The sequence below is a fragment of the Pseudomonas sp. HY2-MNA-CIBAN-0224 genome (assembly GCF_040310285.1).
GTDB lineage: Bacteria > Pseudomonadota > Gammaproteobacteria > Pseudomonadales > Pseudomonadaceae > Aquipseudomonas > Aquipseudomonas helleri.
Genome location: NZ_JBEOPQ010000926.1, coordinates 1 through 234, shown reverse-complemented (window position 1 = coordinate 234; position 234 = coordinate 1). Strand labels below are relative to the sequence as shown.

General features: G+C 28.6%; 1 protein-coding gene. It reads right to left on the bottom strand.

Translation table 11 applies throughout. The features are described 5' to 3' along the window. Nucleotides 1–234: hypothetical protein (locus tag AAEZ03_RS28960; RefSeq protein WP_350583452.1), on the bottom strand; the 234-nt coding region annotated here is incomplete at both ends.

Here is a 234-nt window from a genome sequence, read left to right as displayed (position 1 = left end):
ACATTACTTTGTCTAAGAAGGCTATATCTAACTGCTTGAAACTTGAATTAGAGTTTAGTTCTAAGAAGTAATCGAAACTATAATTAGTTTTTTTCCGACAGAAAGGAGGGTTACTGATATATAAATTTTTTTTGTTTGAAGGAAGATGTTCATTCAAATAGAAATTTTCATCCAAAACATCAGCAAGGATAGGTTTATGTAGTTTACTTAATGTTCTTTCTAGTTGTTTAAACC